Source organism: Neobacillus sp. NPDC097160, from assembly GCF_044762155.1.
GTDB lineage: Bacteria > Bacillota > Bacilli > Bacillales > Cytobacillaceae > Neobacillus.
On sequence record NZ_JBIWDU010000028.1, the window covers coordinates 1 to 19,982 of the forward strand.

Below are 19,982 nucleotides of genomic sequence, written 5' to 3' on the forward strand. Positions count from 1 at the left end.
ATCTTATTGATCGAGAAATGCAAAAAAGGGGCGAATCGTTTGCGGGAATATTTGGGGTAGGAATGGAAGATCATGCCGTTCAAGTCAGTGCGGGACCTATCGTTGATCGATCTCAAGAAAAGTTAGGAACTAGTGATACAGCTATTATTAAAGCAAGACAATGTTTGTTAAAAGCAGTAAGGGCTTTAGAAAATGGAGAAAAGTTGCCGGCTCTGGATCCTAGTAGCCACAGAATTCGTTCTGCTTCCGTTTTACTTCCAAAGGGTATGCCATTTCAAGAAGGAGCAAAGGAAGCTTTAGAATTAAGAGAAAAGGACTTTGAGGCTGTTTAATAGATGAGGTACTCAATACCTCCATAGGTTCATGCGTGATTTTAAAACATGTTTTAGAAAGATTAGTTTGTGTGGGCACTAAAATTAAGCAAGGGGATTCAAATTAAGTTACTTCACGCCACATGCTTGTGTAGTGAAGTAATAAGTGCCAAAAATTACTTTTTTTATACAGGAGGGTTTTCAATGGGAGAAAAAGCGTTAGCTGCGGTAGCAACCAATACAAAACATACAGAAATCAAAGAAGTTCTTTTACCAGATATCGGGGAAGATACAGGTATTTTAAAAACAGAAATTGTAGGCGTCTGTGGAACGGATGTTTCTTATTATAATAATTTAAAAGAACCCATGATTTTAGGTCACCATGTAGTTGGTCATATACACAAAATTGGTGAATTAGCCTCAAAGCGCTGGGGAGTTAAAGAAGGCGATCGAATTGTCATAGAGGAGTATATCCCTTGTGGTCAATGTGAACTTTGTCGGACCGGTTTATATCGTTTATGTTCCAACACGAATCCAAGAGTTAATGGAATAAGATATGGTGCTACTCCAATTGCTATGGAACCATCGCTTTATGGTGGTTTCAGTCAATATATGTACCTGCATCCTAATGCCGTAATCCACAAAATTCCTTCTCATGTTCCGGCCATTGAGGCGGCATTAACATTGCCTTTATCAAATGGATTTGAATGGATGAGAATCATAGGGCAAGTCGGACCCGGGGATGTCGTTGTTATTCAAGGTCCAGGGCAGCAAGGACTTGCATGTGCTTTAGCAGCAAAAGCAGCCGGAGCTGAAACGGTAATTATTACTGGAAGAAATAGTAGTGCTGAGCGCTTGAAGTTGGCTCTAGAACTAGGTGCTGATTATACGGTTAATGTGAGTTCAGAGGATTTGATTGAAAAGGTTTATGAAATAACCAATGGAAAAATGGCTGATTTGGTTATTGATGTAACTAGTGGAGGGACTGACCCTGTCATCTCATCACTAGAAGTGGTAAAAACAGGAGGTACAGTGTTATTAGGAGCTTTGAAAAACCAACGTTTCAATGAATTTGATCTTGATATAATTTACAACAAAACGTTAACTATTAAAGGAGTTCGTGGACATAGTTATAAATCGGTGCAAATGGCGTTAGAATTCATTTCATCGGGAAAATTTCCTCTCGGTATCATGAATTCCCATAATTATAAATTAAGTGAGACTGATCTAGCTTTAAGAACCGCAGCGGGAGAGATTGACTCTTCTAGGTTATTAGTTACCGTCTCTCCATGGAAGTAAATAATAACCGACCTCACAAAAGCTCCTTTAGACAGAGGGGGCTTTTGTGAGTAATTACATTGTTAAATCAACAAAGGGAAAATTCTAATCGTATAAAAGTTAATAGATTTATTGCGTATTTATGGAAAATAATTACGTCGAATCAGCAACAAAATTCGAAAGCTTAGAGGTTTTTATTAGAATAAATGGTTTAACCATGAATAAAACGGACGCATTTATAGTTCATTTAGTAAACATGCCATGCAAAAAGGAAAGAAATTAGAAACGATCTATTTCCTAGGTTTTACACATTATTGTACAAAAAACCGTAAGGGTAATTTCATGGTAGGTAGGAAAACCGAGAAGACCAGATTTTAAGCGAAGTGTAAATAAAATCCAAGAAGTACTTCGTACTATCAGACATTGGTCTATAAAAGACCAAGTTGAGAAGATAAATCAAATTCTTGGAGGTCATTACAATTACTATGGTATGGCTGGCAATCTTCGGTCAATAACAAAAATCTATAAAATTACGGAACGTTATTGGAAAAGAATGTTAAGTAGTAGAAGCCAAAAGAGCTATATAACGAGGGAAAAGTTCAATAAGATTAAGTCGATTTTTCCTCTAAAGCGTCCTAAACTTTCAATTCCATTTTCGGAATTAAAAATATACGCAAAACTGTGAAGGACATTTAAGAATTTAAGGCGGTTATATGAAGAAAAATCTAATTTCAATTCTAATGTATACATTAGGTATTGTCGGGTTAATCATTACATTATTTATCGTATATAAGAACATTAATAATTCATTTGCCACTATATTTGTACTTGGTTATGTGATTTTTCTTGTTTTATTTCTTTTTTTTTTATAATCGGAACGATATTAAATTTAGGAAAAATAGAATGGGTTGATATAAGGAAAAGATTATATAAATTCATTATTAGTTTTGTTCTCATTAGTTGTCTCGGTTTAATTTATTACTACTTAAAAAAAACATCAGAAATAAATTTTCATAAAGTTTTATTTTTACCTTTAGCTATATCACTCGGTTCAGCTTTTTCTGATTTACCGTTCATAAGAAAAAATAACAATTAACTTGTTCAACTAACGGGTGCATGAGTTGAAGATCCAGCTGCCATTTGGCGGCTTTTTCTTATTGAAGTAACGGGTGCTTTACGTCCATAAGAACAATCGAACACTACTTCAATATGGTCTTGTTCTTTTTGTTCAAATGCGGTAGAAAATAAACGAAAAAACCCATCCTTTTTCATAAGGATGGGTTAGAGGGGGATTGCCAAGTTTCTTGGGGTTTTAGGTTCCTTGGTTCATTTTCATTATGGAAAAGAGATTTTCAAAAAATTCATTTTAATTATTAAATAAATGTAAAAAATTGTAATTAATTCCATAAAGAGTGGCTGTAAAAAGTAACGGGTTCGGTTTTGAAGTATAAAACTCAAAAAAACAAAACAATTAGCAGTACAATTCGCATCAGAATTGGTACTGCTTTTTTTATTGATATAAAAGGGTTATTGCAGTTTTAACAATCAAATTAACATACCAATTAGCATACTAATTAGCAAGTATCTGATGGACGGCAGACAGCCTCGAAAAGGTGTGCTAAAAAGGTGTGTTAATTGAGCGGTCATTTTTAGATTGTGGAGGACGATGATTATTGAAGTTTATTAAGCCGAAAAACAACAATGCTGACAATGTTGACTAAATTGTATCGGAACGTGTACGAGCTATCGTATAAACATATGCAGAATATAGAATACAGTGAGAGCGAAGTGGTTGATATGTTTCTGCTTAATCTTTTAAAAGATAAAGACTTTTTGTTGAACTAGTTGTAAATTTAACCACTTAAAGTAAGAGCTTTTCTTTGTAATGAGAAATGCTTTTTAATTTTGACAAAAATAAAAGGATATATCAATAACTAAACTGTACCCGTTGTAAAGGACATTTTTAAAAAGGTTATGCTACATTTAGAAGATGATTTCTGTATTCTGAATTATCCCCTTATAGTAGACAGTAAAAAGAAAGGGTTGTACTGTCTATTGTGGAGGGGATTTTTTCATGGGGAAAGAAAACATTTTATCAATTTCACCACTTACTTGGGCAATCGCAGCTCCTAAAGCATTAGCACAGCCAGAGTTTTCAGGAAGAATAACCTCACTCGCCCCTTTTATATCACCTTGAATCAAAATGGCTCCACCGCCTACAAGGACAACAGGAACATCTTGTTTATTTGTTTTCATTTTATCGATGGCCTCAGACACCTTTTCTTGAATCACCTCGATTGCTCCATTCCAAACAGCTGGATCAAGACTGCTCACTCGCGATGGATCACATTCTGGGTGATCAATCTTAACCATCCCTGAAGCAATTAAACAATCAGTTGCGGTTAATGTCGTTCCTCCAAACGCCAAGCTTTCTTTTGTAATATTATAGCCGACACTATCAGGTCCGACGGAAATAACCCCGTTCTTATTGCGAACGATGCTGCCCCCGCCGATACCGATCGAGATAATATCTGGCATTCGGAAGTTTGTGCGTACCCCGCCAATATCAACAGCTACTGCCGATTCTCTCGGAAATCCTTTAGATGCTAAACACTTCCAAAGTAAAGTTTTTAATACGGATCATGCTTATTCAAATGTTCGAAAGGAACTTGCTTTTACCTTGCATGAATGGTTAAATGAACATCTTTAATTAACATACAGCCATTTCAATAGGAACCCCGAAAAATTAATGGGGTTCAAACATTGGTGCCTGATCCCCGATGCGTTAATATTTGGGTGCCTGACCCCCGGAGCGTTAAAGCTTTAACACACTGGGGTTCAGGCAACTTCATCTAAAAGTATAGAGGACTAGCATTTTGATAGGTTAGATTAACTTTTTCGCAAAGTTTCGTTAAGCGAGTGGAGTTCAGCCTCGATGGCAGCTAACTGTTTTTCTAAAGGAGATAGATTTCCTTTTACGTTTTCCAATTTTTCTAAGTCATTCTGCAGGCGAACATATTCAAATTTTAATTCTCGGATTTTATATTCAATTTCTTTTTTATCCATTTCCTTCTCCCTTTTTCCTATTGTAAGTTAAAATGATTATACCATATAAAAATCTAGCAAAAGAACTGTACAGGAATACCTTAAGATGTACAGATTAAATCGGGAGACGTAAATATGGGAAAGAAATCAAGAGGGAAATCTCTCTAACTTTTCCAATTAATCATATTGTTTTGGACTATCTTGCTTAAAACTTATTGACCTTACTTCATATCCCTGTTCATTCCAACCGTAAGTATGTTTTAAATTGCCAATCCCCCCACTAATGGTAATTTAGAGAAAGCTAAGGGTAATGATGTAAAAGAATTGTTAGATAAGCTGCTTGCAGAGGTAATGCCATCTGAGGAAGACGACGATATTACTGGTGGGTTTTCTATAGGTGAACAGACGAATCATTTTCTGTCGATTTAAGATTTAATACATCAAAAAGTACTTATCGCAAAGAGAGGTTTTTAGAAAGGAGATTCCTGATAACATCTTTAGGCATCGCCTTGGTTAATTGAATCTCCAGCATGGATAATGAAATCTGCTTCAGGAAGATCGGAGAATGCATTCCGGGTGATTCGAGACCAGTGTTCTTTACTATCATTTTGCACGTCACCAACATATACGTATGCGAATGGTTTTGCATTATCAGCGGCGGTAGTGAACTCAAACCACTCACTCCAGTTCACTCCGTCCCCAACTCGATACATGTACTTGGTATCTGGTTGAAGATTTTCGAAATTTACTGTGTGAAATTTAGAAGTGTACGGTTGGTTGGACTTAACTAAGCTGCTACTTTCGGCATTTACAGTTATTGCTTTAGCCTTGAATGCAGTTCCATCTTCTGCAACAGCGATCTGGGCTTGTGGAGTAACGACACTTTTATCCGTACGCCAAGTAACCGCTTGGGTTGTAGCTGTGTTTCCTTTCCAGTTCAGCATAACCTTATCTGGAACTGCTGTAGGCTTGTTCGTCTTAGCAACAGGATACTTTGTTGCGGTTAAATCAGCAAGGACGACATTCATCGTAGGGACTACAGCAATTAGTAAAGCAGACAATAGAATTGTGCGAGACCTCATGCCGCTAAACATCTTTTTGCCTTTCATTCCTTTTCATCTCCTGCTTTAGAATAGTTATTTCAACTTTCATATTAGTGGATGGTTATTTAGAGTATGTAAGATTGATGTAAAAATATTGTAAATATTCTCCACGGGGAAGGTTTTCATGGTTATTAATGAGAGTAGTGCGACCACCAGAACCGTCCCAATGGTTTCATGTATCACTTGTAACCTTCATGACACCCTTCTCCCAAAACTAATGTCAGGTGAAATTAGAGTACATATTGAATCCTAAGGAGATGCTATTATGAAATTCGGAATGAGAAAGCCAAGTTTAAAGAGAAGAATTTCAGCGAGAACGAGCATCAAGAGACAGATTGTCCATCGTGCAGGATTAAAAATGCATAGGGGTTATGACTGGCTAAGAAATCCCAAGAAGTATGCATATAATAAAGTCTATAATCGAACAACGTTTGATATTTTTAAACTGATTAAAAAGCTGTTTAAATAAAAGCGAAGAAAGGGTGAAAGGAATGGGTATAAATCAACCACAGTCTAATTACTCCTTTGCTGATTATCTTAAGTCTCCGGAAGAGGTTCGCTATGAAGTGATTGGTGGCAAAATCATTAGTATGTCACCAGCTTTAGTTTGGAAATACTGTTCTAATTGATTTGGGGCTAAAAAATGTAGCGGATCCAAGTAGTGAATATGTTTTTTAATGGAGGGTAAAAAAAGTGGCAGAAATCAAATTTGAAATAAAAGACACTGTGGGGACTATATCTCAGTCCCCGAAAGGATGGAACAAAGAACTTAATCTGATCAGTTGGAACGGAAAAGAACCTAAGTATGATTTACGTGATTGGGCACCGGATCATGAGAAGATGGGGAAGGGCGTAACGTTGAACGTTGAGGAATTAAGGGCATTGAGGGAATTGCTGAATGGGTTGGAGTTGTAATGAATAAGAATTTGAGAGGCTAACTTTTATATTAAAGTTGGCCCTTACAATTAACTACCAATTTTTTCATGTGTTATCCTTTCATTTTCTGATGCTTGAATTACGAAAGATGAATTGGAGGCACTATATCGATTCGAATAATCCCGCTGCCGCTGCTTTATGATATACTTGGGGAACTGATTGGGGTTCTGAAAGGAGTTAAATATTTTGAAGTATATAAAATCGCAAATGCAACTGCTTATCAAGGATAATAAAGAATTGCATACACGCTTAAAAGAGTTGAAGGCAGAACACGGCCTTGAAAAAAACAATGCCCTCAAGGCTTTGTACCATTCAGAAGTTGCTGACGGGGGAAAATACCAGTTAGCCTATCAAGCACTTGACCAGCCCAAAAAGTAGACTCACTTAAGGCTTTTGAAATATGGGAACGTTCTATTGTTTAGCTTTAAACAATAGAACGTTCCCTCTGTTATTCAACTCTTCTATTTTTTTATAATAATACTCTTTATCCATAATTCAACTTGATCATTTTGGCGTTCTCCTTTTTATAGATAAAAAGAATCCTCCATGTGTTTCTCCTTTTCCCATTTTTCTATCATCATGTGCTACGGATCAACCTCAAAAAAATTATTCGAAAATATAATTAATTACATCCAAGGCTTGATCGACCGTTTCCACAGTTACATTCGCTTTATTGGTAAGTTCTTTTAATGGATGAATTAATGATTCAGGTCTGATGATTATAGTAGGTTTGTTCATTGCAAATGCCGTGCTGGCATCCATTGCTGTATTCCATTGCTTATATTTTTCGCCAAATAGGGCAATGACTATATCTGATTTCTCCATTAATACCTGTGTTCTGAAATTGTTTATATCAGAGGCTGCATCATCCTTATATAAATTTCCGGGCTGCTGCCCCAGAATTTCTTCGCCGATATTGTCTGATCGTTCATGGTTTGTTTGAGGTGCGACAAATACTAAGGGAAGATTTTTTTCCTTTGCCTTTTTCGTTACGTCCTCTCTCCAAGTATCGTGAATCTGACCAGCTAAATAAACAGTTAATTCCATGATTACCCCTCCAATATTAATTTGTTCTCACCCTATACTATAAAATTTTATCAGATTTTCAAAGGAATAGGGTTATTGCATTGGGGTAAATAAGAGCAAATCATCGCAAAATGAAACCTTTTCCCTTTTTTTAACGTAGAAAACATTAATTGATATAGGTTTGAGAGAGTGTAGAGTTATTTTATAAAAAAGTAAAAAGGAGTGTTCAAATAATGTACGAATTAAAAACAAAAGAAACCGAGAATAGTGTCATTGAATTTATTGAAAAAGTTGATAGTCTAAAAAAACGTGAAGATGCCTATAAGTTATTAGATATCTTTGTGGAAACAACAGGTTATCAAGCAAAGATGTGGGGCCCAAGTATCATTGGATTCGGCTCCTATCATTATAAATATGAGTCAGGGCATGAAGGGGATGCACCGCTAGTTGGTTTTTCACCTCGTAAAGCAAAAATCAGTTTATATTTTGCGCCTGGTGACACGAAAAGGGAAAGATTGCTGGCGGATTTCGGGAAACATACAACAGGAAAAGCATGTGTGTACATCAATAAAGTAGCAGATATTGATGTTGATGTGTTAAAGGCATTAATAGAGGAATCTGTCACGTTTTTGAAAGAAATGTATCCGGAACGGGATTAATGATTAGAAAGAGCTGCTTCCCATCCAGGGTTGCAGCTTTTTGGTGACTTGAATTGTTTTCAAACAATACTGGCTCCCCTTTAAAGACAATCCAACAGTAGACAGCTTTAAGGGCAATATCTGGGATAGATGAATAATAGAAATATGGGTATTTTTTCCTTATTTTAAAAGTTGAAATATTTAGAAAATTCCTTTCAAAATCATTCTAAAAATAAATATAAGTAATATATGATAAATGAAGGAACTATTAAAGGGGGGAAACACGATTGAAAAAATTTTTAAGCGCTATACCATTATCATTACAGCATTTGTTTGCGATGTTTGGTGCAACAATTTTGGTGCCGGCACTAACTGGTCTTGATCCAGGAAGTGCACTTATTGCTAGTGGTTTAGGAACCTTGATTTTCCATCTTATTACACGTGGAAAGGTTCCTACGTATCTTGGTTCATCTTTTGCCTTTATTGCTCCACTTGCGTTATATGTGGGAAAGTTACAATCACCGGGTCAAGCCGTAGCAGGTCTTATCAGCGTTTCCATTGTTTATGCCATTGTATCTATGATCATTTCCTTTGTCGGTTTTGAAAAAGTCCGCAAGGTAATTCCTGCAGTTGTCGTCGGCCCTGTTGTAAGTATTATCGGTCTTTCGCTGGCAACCACGGCGGTGACCAGCATGGCTTCGACCCATTGGGATGTCGCTATCGTCAGCCTTCTGGCAGCGGTCATCGCAACGCTTGCAGGCACAAAGATGATCCGCCTCTTTCCGCTCATCATCGGCCTTGCAGTAGGGTATGCTTATGCCGCGGTGCGTGGATTTGTTGATTTTCATACCATTGCCTCTGCACCAACTTTTGCTCTTCCGCATATTGTCATGCCGGAATTCACCTGGGTTGTGATCCTCGGAATGGCGCCGATAGCCCTGGTTACCATCATCGAAGACCTTGGACATATGTTTGTGCTAAATGAGATTACAGGAAAAGATGTGACAAAGAATCCTGGATTTTCAAGCATCCTATGGGGGAATGGCATTGCAACATTAATCTCCGGCTTCATCGGCGGACCTGCACAAACAACTTACGCGGAAAACCTCGGGGTTCTAGCCATCACACGCCAGTTTTCCAGTAGGATTATTCAAGGCGCTGCTGTTATTGCGATTCTTCTTGGCTTGTTCGCTAAAGTTGGAGCTGTTATTCAATCCATTCCAGTTGCAGTGATGGGCGGCATATGTATCCTGTTGTTTGGTATGATCGCTGCAATGGGGATCCGTCACCTCATTGAAGAAAAAGTGAGTCTGGCTAATATGAAAAATTTGGTCATCGTCGCGATTATCTTCATCATCGGAGTTGGATATGCCCATAATGGTATCGCTTACGCTACCATTGCCGGATTGCTCATCTATTGGCTCATACCCGATTTTACGATAAAGAATGAACGTTAAAATGAAAAAGCCATTCCAAACAGTTTCAACGGAATGGTTTTTTATTTGTCCGTAAACAACTAGGTCACAGAAATGTTAACCATTTTTATATTCTTATAGAAGGACAAATAAGAAACGCCACTTCACTACGAGTCTCAGTGTTCTTAAAAAATAAAGGAAATATGGAGACTTTGTCTGTGAAGGTTTAGTGAAATAAGCTATAATTTAATTATTAAATTTAATAAATTAATTTTTTAATCAATTTTTATAAAATATTTAAATTTATTGTTTAAGTTAATTAATAAATATTGTATGATTAAGGTAATTAAAGGAAGGGAGAAAAAGATGGCATACCCATTAATTACTAATTGTCCTGTTTGCAGCAAACAATTGAAAATTACGAAGTTACAGTGTAACCATTGCCATACGATAGTGGAAAATGAGTTTGAATTATCAAAGCTAGCAGCCCTAGGTCAAGAACAGCTTCATTTTATTGAAATTTTCCTGAAATGCCGTGGAAATATCAAAGAAGTGGAGAAAGAATTGGGGATATCCTACCCGACTGTAAGAGGAAAATTAGATGATATTATTTCTGCTTTAGGCTATTCCACGCAAAAGAAAACTGAAGTGGATAAGAAAAAGGTAGTTACAATGTTGGAAAAGGGAGAAATCACAGCGGAAGAGGCCATTCATTTATTAAAAGAGGGGGAATTATAAATGAAAGAGGAAATTTCAAGAGTGTTAACATTGGTCGAGGAAGGAAAAATCGATAAGGAAAAAGCAAACGATTTGATCAATATCCTGCAGGGCAAGGACCAACTAGAGCCAGTTCAATTAAAAAAAGAAATCGCCTATGGGAGCAAAATGTTGAAAATTCGTGTTACCTCCGAAAAAGGTGACAATGTCAATGTGAATTTGCCTATTAATCTTATAAAGGCTGTTTTAAAGGTTGGTACGAGTATCGCTGAAAAAATTCCAGAGGCTGAAAAATATGTGAAGGATATCAATGTGGATCTTTTAATCGCGGCAATTGAAAACGAATTAGACGGTCAAATTGTAGATGTAACTTCAGCTAATGGTGATAAGGTTTTTGTGGTGATTGAATAGCTTATGCTAAAAGTCAGGATAAAAGTAAAAGATAAAAAATTCTCCGTTCCAGTTCCTTATTCATTATTAAATATGTCCAGTTTTATTATTACTTCAAAAAGAGTAAATCGATTTATTAATAAGGCTATCGAAAAGAATGGAAGTAAATTTATCTTCCCTCAATTAGACAGAAATGACTTGAAACCACTGTTACAAAGCCTATCCAAGTACAAGGGCTTAGTATTAGTGGATACTAAATTACAGGATGGCACCGAAGTTGAAGTAAAGTTGTGAGGCATTATTCAAAATTGGATAATGCTTTTTTTTAATGGAAAGTGCCAGGCATCCTTTTCCAACATGATATTATGAAACCTTTTACTCTAGAGGTTTTTGATTCACTACTAGATCAAATAGCCGTATTGGATAAGGATGGGTATATTATTGCTACCTTATCATAAATAAAACAATGCCAGTTCAATTTCATTCGAACTGGCTTATAAACATATAGGCAATATTTGATATTTCTCACGTGGTGGCAGGCTAGGTTTGGAGCTCAGCTTTATTTTATTCAGCTCTAAGGGGACTGTGTTCATGGATCACTCGCTCACAAGAATCTTCCCTATGATCATTTGGGTCAGGCACCTTTGCAGCCAATTTCCGATAGAAAATCGCAAGCAGCATCGATGGGATGGTACAAATGATCATGCCGATAAAGGCGTATCTTGGCTCGATTTCATATAAATATCCGCCGAAGAACGTAAACACTGCTGTGCTCCAGCTTAGTGCCAGTGCTGAATAAATCCCTTGTGCATTCGGAATCTGTACTTGTGGAATATGCTTGGTTAAGTACTTCATAAAGGCATAATGTCCCATCGCAAATGAGAAGGCATGCAAGGTTTGCGCGATACAGAAAACAAAAATAGTTGGAAAGAGAAATATGAGGCCCCATCTTATTGTTGATCCAATTGCTGCGAGCGCTAGCAAGGATCCTACAGAAAATTTGTGAAAGGTCCGATCAGCGATTAAGAAGAAAATGATTTCTACAAGCACAGCTATGTTAAGAATCATGCCAATTAAATATTTGGGTGCATGGATTTCTTGTAAAAAAATATAGCCATAGCTGTAATAGGATGCGTGTGCTGCTTGCAATAAAATCACAATTATCAGCACGAGGCCGAAGTGTTTGATGCGAAATAATTGCATCATCCCGCCTTTTTTCATTTTAGTGGCTGATGGTTTTTCCATTAATACAGCAGGGGCAGGCAAGACACTAAGAGCGATGTATACCAATATGCCAAGTAACAATGCCCATAAGATTACTTTATCCCCAAGCGTTCCAGTAAAGACCGTTAATATCATCCCGGATACGACAAAGCCAATGGACCCCCACGAGCGGCTCTTCCCGTAATCTCTTAATTGCCTTTTTTGTATAAGGACACTTGCTGCACTATCCAATGCCGGCATCAAGCTCGGATAAAAGAAATTCAACAGTAAAGTGACTACTAATAAACTCGTATAAGAGTTCGCTGGAAAACTGCATAGAAGAGATAGTAGAGTGCCGATTGCCATCCCGTTTAATAAGGTTCTACTGCTAAATTTCCCTGATAAATAAGGAAATACAAATAATGTAGAAAGGCCGCGAACAACCAGCCCCAGACTCATAATCAAACTAGCTTGTGAAACCGTCATTCCTTTTGTATGAATCATCCACCCTGTCCAATATGGCAGAAAAACACCCCAGGTGATAAAAAAACTAAAAAATTGTCTGTTCATCCATCGTTGTGAATTCATTCTATCTTCCTCCAATGTTTGCATCATATCATGGAGAAACGTACAATAATATGAGATATCTCATATTTTGGAGGAGATTAATGGAAATTTACAAAAATGAGAAAAGACAGCGCTATTTGGAGCAATATTCGATTGGAAATTTATTCTCTTTTCCGATTGAAAAGTTTATAGAAGTACATGAATATAAACGGGATGAATGGATCATTCAAGAAAACATGCGTCCGGATTTCTTATTTTATGTCATTGAAGGAAAAGCAAAAATTTATGTGACGCATCAAAATGGAAAGGTCAGCTTAATTAATTTTATCAAGGAAGAAGATTTTTTCGGGGAAATGGAATTGTTAAATCCAATCTATTATACAAAAGGTATTCAAGCTTCTACCAAAACCGTTTGCTTTGCGATTCCTTTTCATCGCTGCCGCGCTAAAATGCTCGAAGACGCTGCATTTCTCCGTGAACTTGCGAAGTTCTTAAGTGTAAAATCCACACAAATGGCGGAAAAATATACACATAGTCTCTCCTTCCCACTAGAAAATCGGCTTGCCGATTTTATTTTGCAAACAGCAGATGGAGAGGTCTATAAGGAGAAACACGTCACCGTTTGTGATTTTTTAGGCGTCTCCTATCGCCACCTATTATATGTCTTTGCACAATTTTGCGATAAAGGCTATTTGCAAAAGGAAGGACGTCACTATCGCATCTTACAGTCCAACGAACTAAATGAACTTGCCAGGGTGTTGATGAATGAATGACTTCAGAGGGAGAGATGACTCCCTTTCTTTTTTAATAGGTTTCTACTGTAAGTGAAAGCCCATATATATAAGAGTAAAAGCTAACAGGGGTAGAAATCAGTGGACAAACAAAATAGCAGCTTTAGATGGGTTGTCTTTGCGTCGGTGATGTTTACGTATTTATTAATGGCGAGCCAGCGAACCGCTCCGGGATTGATTATAGACGAGGTGATGAGGGAGTTTCATGTAACCGCCTCAACGATTGGGCTACTGACGAGTATCCAATTTTTTGTCTACACGGGTTTACAAATTCCGATGGGCATGTTGGCAGATCGATTTGGTCCTAATTTATTCCTCATCGTAGGGGCGCTCCTTACAGGGTTAGGTACCATCATTTATAGTTTGGGTACGCATGAATATGTCCTGTTTTTGGCCAGAATCCTGACAGGAACCGGGGATGCAACGATTTGGGTCAATATGGTGTTAATTTTGAGCCAATGGTTTAAGGTAAAGGAATTTGTCCGGTTGATTGGACTGGCAGCAATGACAGGAAGTCTTGGCTTCCTTTTGGCGACTGTTCCTTTCTCCTTGTGGATTGACTTCCTTGGTTGGAGGGCAGCGTTTTTTTCTGCGGGATTGCTCCTATGCCTATGTGGGATTCTCCTTTTTGTTGTCCTTTTGAAAAAGCCAAAGCAGCTCTTTCCTACCGAACCGTTCGTTTTAAAAAAAGAGGGACAGCAGGATAAGACGCTGGTTGTACTGCGAAGAATCTTTTCGAATCGACAGGCATGGGCTTTATTTTTTTGTCACTTTGGGATTGTCGGAACATACGTAGGATTTATCGGTTCATGGGCAGTGCCCTATGGGATGAATTTGTACGGAATGACACGTTCAAATGCGAGTCAGCTCATTTTGCTTGGTCTGATCGGTGCGCTTATCGGTGCGCCGCTATCCAGTTGGATTTCAAGCCGGTTAGACAGGATCAAACGACCTTATGTGATGGTGCATATCCTTCTATTCCTGAGCTGGTCAACCTTTCTCTTTTTTAAAGGGCATCCGCCATTCCTCTTGCTGACGATGCTCTTCTTTGTGATTGGCCTTGCATATGGAGCAAATGCCTTAACGTTTGCTGCAGTTCGTCAGTCTTTCCCCATCATCGAATCGGGCCTTGCTTCTGGGTTTGCGAATACGGGTGGATTCCTAAGCGCCGTCTTGCTGCCAAGTATTTTCGGAAAAGTATTGGATTATTTTCAGATTGCTTCTGGCAGTCTAAGTCACGGATACTTCTACGGTTTTATTACCCCAGTGATCTTCTCGGTGATTGGCTTGGTGGGGGTGATTATGATTAAGTAGAAGCGTCAGAATGCGGAGCGAAAAAACAATGCCCCATCCCTCTGAAACAAGTGTCTGACCCCGATCCTTTAACGCTTTAACTTAATGGGGGTCAGGCACCTTTTTCAAGATGAAACTTTAGATTATTAGCTCTTGAATATACTCTAGACATTCACATTATACTTACATTTCAAGAGTATTTTTCCAAATTGAAATAATCAGTAGAAAAAGGGTGAGAAAGTGGATAAGGAATTTAAATTAGCTAGCCAACTATTAACTTTGATTGATACTGAACAAAGATGGTTTACCTTAGCCGAAATTGAAAAAGAATTAGGGATCTCAGATAAAACAATACGTAAGATGGTTGAGGAGATTAGCAAGCAATTACCACCTGCGATAACAATTGAAGTTTCTAGAGGGAAGGGAATCTTTCTTCACCGTGATAGGCGAAGCAAAACTGTGAATGAGGTCATTTCTATTATGTTCAGACAAACTGTTTTTTTTCGGCTGATGAATTTATTGTTTACTCATTTTGGTCGATTCTCAGTAGAAGAACTTGCTGAAGCAATGTTTATGAGTTCCTCCTCTTTGAAAAAACTGATTGTACAATTAAATAATAATGATTTGAAACAGTATAACTTACGCATTACTTATTCCTCACCTACAATAAAAGGGAATGAATTAAATATTCGATATTTTTATTGGAAGTTATATTGCGATGCATATGAATTTACGGGATGGCCCTTTGCGGAAATTAATTATACTTTTATAAATCAGTTAATTACAGATATAGAGAATGAGAAAAAAATTGTTTATTTTATCAATTCCAAAAGAAGATTATCTTTTTTAGTTGCTATTGTTTTAGATAGAGTGATGAAAGGAAAGTTTATAAAAATTACTGAACAATTTTATCCTTGGGAACAAGGTGTTTTTTATTTACCAGTGACAAATTTTGCAAAAAGGCTTGAACAAATGGCATCCATTGAATTACCGAAAGGCGAAATATTCTTTATGCAATCAATGTTTAGTCTTAGCCAATATAATTATTATGATGGATCAGAAACGGAATCGATGAAAGAAGTTGAACTTCGTAATAATAAAGAATCATATCAAATGGTTAATCAGTTTTTAACGTTATTGGTCGAGGTTTATCCCAATATTGATATGAATGAGCGATTTATTATGGAAATATATGAGTTCTTTGACAAGCTATTAATCGATAATGCCATTCCTGAATTGCTGTTGATTTCAAAAAGTAATTTAACTACATATGTTCAAAAAGAGTGTCAGCAGATTAATCAAGAATTGCAAACTTGTATGCAAAAGTGGAATACAGCTTACCCTTCTGTATTGTATAATGACGTTCATTTAACAAAATTAACACTATTAGTTAGTTCTAGCTTACGTTATAAAAGTAAAAAAGCTTTCTTAGTGATCGGAGAAGAATTTTCCATCCGTCATTACATAGCGAATTTAATAAAAAAGGAAATTGGGGACCAGTTGACCATTAATACTTCAATCATGAAAGGGCTGACTGATGAAATTGTGCAGCAACATAATATTGATTTCGTCATCAGTAACTTCCCCGTTGCATTAAAGACAGTGCCCGTTGTTATTATTTCTACGATTCCATCTAAAAGAGATTTAGATAATATTCGTAAAGAATTGCTGTTGTAATTTTGGTCCATTTTCTTCTGTTCTCTACGTAAGATTTTGGTCTAGTTTGTAAGTATGAAAAAACGTATCCTCAAAGTAGCTTCTTAGAAAAGCTACTTTTTTATTTTGGAATTGCTGGGGTAAACCCCTTTTTAGTGAAAAGTGGAAACGGTTTCCCTAGTTAACTTAAGTTTGGCGTTAGAATGATAAGGAGGAAAAGATATGAGTGTGCATTTAGGAGCAAAGAAAGGGGACATAGCAGAACTTGTTTTGCTTCCAGGGGATCCTTTGCGTGCAAAATTTGTGGCAGAGCATTTTTTAGATGAGGCCTATTGTTATAACGAGGTAAGAGGGATGTATGGGTACACTGGATTATACAAAGGTGTGCAGGTTTCCGTTCAAGGGACTGGGATGGGAAATCCATCGATGAGCATTTATGCGACTGAATTGATAAACGATTATGGGGCGAAAAAATTGATTCGCATTGGGACATGTGGTGCTATGCAAAAAGAGCTTAAAATCCGTGATATTATATTAGCCCAAGCGGTTTCCTCAGATAGCAATCTGACAGAGAAGATTTTTTATGGGTGTAATTATGCACCAACGGCAGATTTTTCATTGTTAATGAAAGCATACCAGCAAGCACAAAGTAAAAAAGCAAATGTCTATGTAGGCAACATTTATAATTCAGATGAATTTTACCGTGAAACATTAGATAGACTTCATAAATTTATGGATTTCGGTGTATTAGCGGTAGAAATGGAAAGCACAGCCCTTTATACGTTAGCTGCCAAATATGGTGTAAAAGCATTATCCATTTTGACAGTAGGGAGTCAGTTATTAACAAATGAACGCTTAACGCATAAAGAAAGTGAGCAATCCTTTTACGAAATGGTAGAAATAGCCCTTAATACAATCATTCTATGACTAATTTATATGTAAAAGTGAATAGGTAGGGAAAGAAAGTGGGAAAGAAATGAGAATGATTCTGTCTGGATTGCAGTGGATGATTTTTATGATCGCCGGTGCAATTGCTGCACCAATTGCTATCGCAGATTTATATAACTTAACGCCAGTGGAAACTGCTGGACTCATCCAGAGCACAATGATTACGTTAGGGATAGCAGGCTTTTTACAAGGGCTGATTGGTCATAAATTACCTATTCATGAGGGTCCAGCAGGTTTATGGTGGAGCATTTTTACCATTTACGCAAGTTTAGTCGGAGTATTATATACTTCCCATATTGTAGCTTTACAAGCTTTATGTGGAGGAATGATCATTAGCGGCGTTTTATTTATCTTACTTTCACTATTTAAGCTGATGGATAAAATTGCTCGTCTTTTTACGCCAACTGTAACGTTTATCTATTTACTATTATTGATTTTACAATTAAGTGGTTCTTTCATGAAAGGGATGATGGGAATTACATCAAGCCACACTATGTTTGATGGTAAAGTATTTTTACTTAGTGTGATCTTGATTTGCATTACCTTTTGTTTTGGAAATAGCCGGTTTATTTTACTGCAAAGGTTTTCAGTCATAATTAGTATATTTATAGGTTGGTTATTATTTATTATTTTCGGTAATATGCCGGCGATTCCACAGGCGGATACGCTAGTTAAACTACCGAAGGTCTTCCCATTCGGTAGACCACATTTTGATGTTGGAACCATCACCACTGCGTGTTTATTAACACTGTTATTAATAACCAATGCAATAGCATCTATTCGTTTGATGGAGTCCGTTATGAAACAAGAGGCCTCCATTGATAATAATCGTTATTTGCGTGCAGGATTCACTTCCGGGATTAATCAATTGATTTGCGGTTGCATAGGGGCGATTGGCTCAGTACCTATTTCAGGCGCAGCAGGATTTGTTGAACAAACAGGTATGAGGGAGCGCAAATCGTATGTAATTGGCTGTAGCTTAGTGATCGGTACCTCATTGCTTCCACCGATTATGAATATAATAGCAGCGATTCCAGCTCCTATAGGGTATGCTGTCACATTCGTTATTTTTGTGAAGATGGTTGGATTATCTTTGAAAGAATTAAAAAGCGTTATTCATGAAGAACGAACTTCTATTGTTAGCGGCGTGTCTTTGTTGGTTGGCGTTGGTTTAATGTTTATCCCTTCATCAGCCACCATTCATTTATCTCCGATCGTGGTAGCTATTTTAAATAACGGGTTAATTTGTGGAAGTCTTTTAGCTATTATTCTAGAACAAGGATTAATAGGGAAAGCAAGGCATGGGACTAAGCATAGTCACTAAACAGTGAAGGCGTATAAAACAGGAAAAATGGAACAAGCTTTATAACCAACACTTTGGAGGAATATAAAAATGCATTATATAATGTCTGTTGCTGGTCTGGTTATTGTCCTCTTGCTGGCATGGCTTGCGAGTAATGATAAGAAAAAGATCAAATATCGTCCGATCATTACCATGATTGTTATTCAAATTGTGTTAGGATTGCTTTTACTAAAAACGAGTGTAGGGGAATTTTTAATCAAAGGTTTTGCGGACAGTTTTGCAAAATTGCTTGGATATGCCAACGAAGGGACTAATTTTGTCTTTGGTGGGATTGCCAACGAAGGGGCGCATACATTTTTCCTTTTTGTGTTGATGCCAATTGTTTTTATGTCAGCAATAATAGGGATTTTACAACATTATAAAATATTGCCTTTTATTATAAGGTATATTGGTTTAGTACTAAGCAAAGTAAATGGAATGGGAAAATTAGAATCTTATAACGCGGTTGCAGCAGCAATTGTAGGGCAAAATGAAGTGTTTATTTCCGTAAAAAATCAACTAGGTTTATTGCCTAAAAATCGCTTATACACATTGTGTGCGTCAGCGATGTCGACTGTATCCATGTCAATTGTTGGTTCCTATATGACCATGCTAGAACCTAGGTATGTAGTAGCAGCCTTATTATTAAACTTATTTGGCGGTTTTATCGTTGCCTCTATCATTAATCCGTATGAAGTTAAACCGAAAGAAGATATTGTTGAAGTTCAGGATGAAGAAAAACAAACATTTTTTGAAATGCTGGGCGAATATATTATGGATGGTTTTAAAGTAGCTATAGTAGTTGGGGTAATGCTAGTTGGTTTTGTTGGATTAATTGCTTTAATTAACGGACTCTTTAGCGGTATATTCGGCATCTCTTTCCAAGGGATTTTAGGGTATGTCTTTGCACCAATTGCTTTTCTTATGGGTGTACCATGGCATGAAGCTGTTAAAGCTGGTAGTATCATGGCGACAAAACTTGTATCGAATGAATTTGTTGCCATGCTTGACTTTGTTAAGATAAAAGAAAGTTTAAGTGATCGTACAACAGCCATTGTATCAGTTTTTCTCATTTCATTTGCTAACTTTGGATCTATTGGTACAATCGTGGGTGCGGTCAAAGGATTAAATGAAAAGCAAGGTAACGTGGTTGCCCGTTTCGGATTGAAATTATTATATGGTGCTACTCTTGTAAGCGTTCTATCCGCAATAATCATCGGCATTGTATTTTAATATATTTTAAACAAGGATTATGCAAAATTGATGCCTGGCTCCCATTGCAATAAAGCATTAACGCAGTGGGGGTCAGGCACCATCCGGATA

At 37.1% G+C, this 19,982-nt stretch carries 20 protein-coding genes and 1 pseudogene; 16 read left to right on the forward strand and 5 right to left on the reverse strand.

The genetic code is table 11. The annotated features are described in order from the left end of the window. From ACIQXV_RS27130 to ACIQXV_RS27140, 3 genes and pseudogenes are all read left to right on the forward strand, one after another. Window positions 1-332 (forward strand): annotated as a pseudogene (locus ACIQXV_RS27130) (aromatic ring-hydroxylating dioxygenase subunit alpha); the annotation flags it as partial. Window positions 333-515: 183 nt separating this feature from the next. Beyond that, the gene (locus tag ACIQXV_RS27135; RefSeq protein ID WP_402964707.1) at window positions 516-1,610 is read left to right on the forward strand and encodes a zinc-dependent alcohol dehydrogenase; all 1,095 of its coding nucleotides are present in this window, start codon (window positions 516-518) and stop codon (window positions 1,608-1,610) included. Window positions 1,611-2,019: 409 nt separating this feature from the next. Then, window positions 2,020-2,274 (forward strand): hypothetical protein, encoded by a 255-nt coding sequence (locus ACIQXV_RS27140; RefSeq protein ID WP_402964849.1) that lies wholly within the window; start codon window positions 2,020-2,022, stop codon window positions 2,272-2,274. 1,367 nt (window positions 2,275-3,641) lie between these two features. On the opposite strand, the gene ACIQXV_RS27145 is transcribed toward ACIQXV_RS27140, so the two are convergent. From ACIQXV_RS27145 to ACIQXV_RS27155, 3 genes are all read right to left on the reverse strand, one after another. Next, window positions 3,642-4,154, reverse strand: coding sequence for a hydantoinase/oxoprolinase family protein (locus ACIQXV_RS27145; RefSeq protein ID WP_402964852.1), 513 nt, complete (start codon window positions 4,152-4,154; stop codon window positions 3,642-3,644). Window positions 4,155-4,478: 324 nt separating this feature from the next. Beyond that, window positions 4,479-4,655 carry an SE1832 family protein gene (locus tag ACIQXV_RS27150; protein ID WP_402964710.1) on the reverse strand — a complete coding sequence of 59 codons (177 nt, stop codon included), beginning with the start codon at window positions 4,653-4,655 and terminating at the stop codon, window positions 4,479-4,481. Between the two features lie 476 nt (window positions 4,656-5,131). Beyond that, window positions 5,132-5,716: a fibronectin type III domain-containing protein gene (locus ACIQXV_RS27155; protein ID WP_402964713.1), complete on the reverse strand. Its 585-nt coding sequence runs from the start codon at window positions 5,714-5,716 to the stop codon at window positions 5,132-5,134. A gap of 286 nt (window positions 5,717-6,002) precedes the next feature. On the opposite strand from ACIQXV_RS27155, the gene ACIQXV_RS27160 reads away from it, so the two are divergent. The 3 genes from ACIQXV_RS27160 to ACIQXV_RS27170 all read left to right on the forward strand — a co-directional run bounded on the left by ACIQXV_RS27160 (window position 6,003) and on the right by ACIQXV_RS27170 (window position 7,051). Then, a complete protein-coding gene (locus ACIQXV_RS27160) occupies window positions 6,003-6,206 on the forward strand; it encodes a hypothetical protein (protein WP_402964715.1) in 204 nt (67 codons plus the stop codon). A 224-nt stretch (window positions 6,207-6,430) separates the two neighbouring features. Then, a complete protein-coding gene (locus tag ACIQXV_RS27165; RefSeq protein WP_402964721.1) occupies window positions 6,431-6,652 on the forward strand; it encodes a YdbC family protein in 222 nt (73 codons plus the stop codon). Between the two features lie 207 nt (window positions 6,653-6,859). After that, window positions 6,860-7,051, forward strand: a complete 192-nt coding sequence (locus tag ACIQXV_RS27170; RefSeq protein ID WP_402964724.1) for a hypothetical protein — start codon at window positions 6,860-6,862, stop codon at window positions 7,049-7,051. Window positions 7,052-7,279: 228 nt separating this feature from the next. On the opposite strand, the gene ACIQXV_RS27175 is transcribed toward ACIQXV_RS27170, so the two are convergent. Next, window positions 7,280-7,720 (reverse strand): YtoQ family protein, encoded by a 441-nt coding sequence (locus ACIQXV_RS27175; RefSeq protein WP_402964727.1) that lies wholly within the window; start codon window positions 7,718-7,720, stop codon window positions 7,280-7,282. A 212-nt stretch (window positions 7,721-7,932) separates the two neighbouring features. On the opposite strand from ACIQXV_RS27175, the gene ACIQXV_RS27180 reads away from it, so the two are divergent. The 4 genes from ACIQXV_RS27180 (at window position 7,933) to ACIQXV_RS27195 (ending at window position 10,880) form a co-directional block, all read left to right on the forward strand. Next, window positions 7,933-8,358 carry a DUF1801 domain-containing protein gene (locus tag ACIQXV_RS27180; RefSeq protein WP_402964729.1) on the forward strand — a complete coding sequence of 142 codons (426 nt, stop codon included), beginning with the start codon at window positions 7,933-7,935 and terminating at the stop codon, window positions 8,356-8,358. Window positions 8,359-8,624: 266 nt separating this feature from the next. Beyond that, entirely contained in the window at window positions 8,625-9,794 is a 1,170-nt protein-coding gene (locus ACIQXV_RS27185; RefSeq protein ID WP_402964732.1) for a uracil-xanthine permease family protein, read from the forward strand. A 324-nt stretch (window positions 9,795-10,118) separates the two neighbouring features. Then, entirely contained in the window at window positions 10,119-10,490 is a 372-nt protein-coding gene (locus ACIQXV_RS27190; RefSeq protein ID WP_402964735.1) for a DUF2089 domain-containing protein, read from the forward strand. Next, on the forward strand, window positions 10,491-10,880 hold the full coding sequence (locus ACIQXV_RS27195; protein WP_402964737.1) for an SHOCT-like domain-containing protein: 390 nt from the start codon (window positions 10,491-10,493) through the stop codon (window positions 10,878-10,880). It begins immediately after the preceding gene. Between the two features lie 543 nt (window positions 10,881-11,423). Here the strand turns inward: ACIQXV_RS27195 and ACIQXV_RS27200 are convergent. Beyond that, on the reverse strand, window positions 11,424-12,650 hold the full coding sequence (locus tag ACIQXV_RS27200) for an MFS transporter (protein WP_402964740.1): 1,227 nt from the start codon (window positions 12,648-12,650) through the stop codon (window positions 11,424-11,426). An 80-nt stretch (window positions 12,651-12,730) separates the two neighbouring features. On the opposite strand from ACIQXV_RS27200, the gene yeiL reads away from it, so the two are divergent. The 6 genes from yeiL (at window position 12,731) to ACIQXV_RS27230 (ending at window position 19,892) form a co-directional block, all read left to right on the forward strand. Continuing rightward, window positions 12,731-13,402 carry a transcriptional regulator YeiL gene (yeiL, locus tag ACIQXV_RS27205; protein ID WP_402964743.1) on the forward strand — a complete coding sequence of 224 codons (672 nt, stop codon included), beginning with the start codon at window positions 12,731-12,733 and terminating at the stop codon, window positions 13,400-13,402. 99 nt (window positions 13,403-13,501) lie between these two features. Beyond that, window positions 13,502-14,734 carry an MFS transporter gene (locus tag ACIQXV_RS27210; protein ID WP_402964745.1) on the forward strand — a complete coding sequence of 411 codons (1,233 nt, stop codon included), beginning with the start codon at window positions 13,502-13,504 and terminating at the stop codon, window positions 14,732-14,734. A 219-nt stretch (window positions 14,735-14,953) separates the two neighbouring features. After that, window positions 14,954-16,390: an AcpB/EbpR/MafR family transcriptional regulator gene (locus tag ACIQXV_RS27215; protein ID WP_402964748.1), complete on the forward strand. Its 1,437-nt coding sequence runs from the start codon at window positions 14,954-14,956 to the stop codon at window positions 16,388-16,390. Window positions 16,391-16,591: 201 nt separating this feature from the next. Further along, the gene (gene deoD / locus ACIQXV_RS27220) at window positions 16,592-17,296 is read left to right on the forward strand and encodes a purine-nucleoside phosphorylase (RefSeq protein ID WP_402964751.1); all 705 of its coding nucleotides are present in this window, start codon (window positions 16,592-16,594) and stop codon (window positions 17,294-17,296) included. A 49-nt stretch (window positions 17,297-17,345) separates the two neighbouring features. Further along, on the forward strand, window positions 17,346-18,641 hold the full coding sequence (locus ACIQXV_RS27225; protein ID WP_402964753.1) for a purine/pyrimidine permease: 1,296 nt from the start codon (window positions 17,346-17,348) through the stop codon (window positions 18,639-18,641). Between the two features lie 69 nt (window positions 18,642-18,710). Next, window positions 18,711-19,892, forward strand: a complete 1,182-nt coding sequence (locus ACIQXV_RS27230; protein ID WP_402964756.1) for a NupC/NupG family nucleoside CNT transporter — start codon at window positions 18,711-18,713, stop codon at window positions 19,890-19,892. Window positions 19,893-19,982 lie beyond the last annotated feature (90 nt).

Coding starts and splice junctions, on each gene's coding strand:
- ACIQXV_RS27135 (WP_402964707.1), top strand. CDS start 516: ATGGGAGAAAAAGCGTTAGCTGCGGTAGCAACCAATACAAAACATACA.
- ACIQXV_RS27150 (WP_402964710.1), bottom strand. CDS start 4,655: ATGGATAAAAAAGAAATTGAATATAAAATCCGAGAATTAAAATTTGAA.
- ACIQXV_RS27155 (WP_402964713.1), bottom strand. CDS start 5,716: ATGAGGTCTCGCACAATTCTATTGTCTGCTTTACTAATTGCTGTAGTC.
- ACIQXV_RS27160 (WP_402964715.1), top strand. CDS start 6,003: ATGAAATTCGGAATGAGAAAGCCAAGTTTAAAGAGAAGAATTTCAGCG.
- ACIQXV_RS27175 (WP_402964727.1), bottom strand. CDS start 7,720: ATGGAATTAACTGTTTATTTAGCTGGTCAGATTCACGATACTTGGAGA.
- ACIQXV_RS27180 (WP_402964729.1), top strand. CDS start 7,933: ATGTACGAATTAAAAACAAAAGAAACCGAGAATAGTGTCATTGAATTT.
- ACIQXV_RS27190 (WP_402964735.1), top strand. CDS start 10,119: ATGGCATACCCATTAATTACTAATTGTCCTGTTTGCAGCAAACAATTG.
- ACIQXV_RS27195 (WP_402964737.1), top strand. CDS start 10,491: ATGAAAGAGGAAATTTCAAGAGTGTTAACATTGGTCGAGGAAGGAAAA.
- ACIQXV_RS27200 (WP_402964740.1), bottom strand. CDS start 12,650: ATGAATTCACAACGATGGATGAACAGACAATTTTTTAGTTTTTTTATC.
- yeiL (WP_402964743.1), top strand. CDS start 12,731: ATGGAAATTTACAAAAATGAGAAAAGACAGCGCTATTTGGAGCAATAT.
- deoD (WP_402964751.1), top strand. CDS start 16,592: ATGAGTGTGCATTTAGGAGCAAAGAAAGGGGACATAGCAGAACTTGTT.
- ACIQXV_RS27225 (WP_402964753.1), top strand. CDS start 17,346: ATGAGAATGATTCTGTCTGGATTGCAGTGGATGATTTTTATGATCGCC.
- ACIQXV_RS27230 (WP_402964756.1), top strand. CDS start 18,711: ATGCATTATATAATGTCTGTTGCTGGTCTGGTTATTGTCCTCTTGCTG.